Origin of the sequence: Kineococcus siccus (genome assembly GCF_009906795.1) — a bacterium.
Lineage (GTDB): Bacteria > Actinomycetota > Actinomycetes > Actinomycetales > Kineococcaceae > Kineococcus > Kineococcus siccus.
Window position 1 is genome coordinate 1 of sequence record NZ_JAAALN010000471.1, and the last position, 406, is coordinate 406.

The 406-nt window shown below is 77.8% G+C and carries 1 protein-coding gene; it reads right to left on the reverse strand.

The genetic code is table 11. From position 1 onward, the window contains the following. Window positions 1-357: GNAT family N-acetyltransferase (locus tag GTR02_RS22170; protein ID WP_166609607.1), on the reverse strand; the 357-nt coding region annotated here is incomplete at its 3' end. Window positions 358-406 lie beyond the last annotated feature (49 nt).

The following is a 406-nucleotide window of genomic DNA, read 5'->3' on the forward strand; positions in this document are numbered from 1 at the left end:
GTGCTCCAGATGCGCCTGGGCGTCCAGGACGACGTCCAGGCCGTCGAGCAGCTCCAGCGCCCGGGTCATCAGCCGCGCCGCGGCACCGGCGCCCCGGGAGGCCGGCGCGGTGGCGACCCGGCCGATGCGGCCGCGGCCGTCGGGGTCGCGCAGCACCCGCAGCACGGCCGCGACCGTGCCGTCGGGGGCCTGCGCCCACACGTGGAGGCAGTCGGGTTCCAGGTCGCGGCCGTCGAGCTCGGGGTAGGCGCACTCCTGCTCGACGACGAACACGTCCACGCGCAGCCGCAGCAGGGCGTACAGCACCGCGGGCGGGAGGTCGGCGAGCGCCGCCTCCCGCAGCTCCAGGGCGCTCACCCCAGCAGGTCGTGCCGCACGACGGTCTGCTCGCGGTCCGGGCCGACGC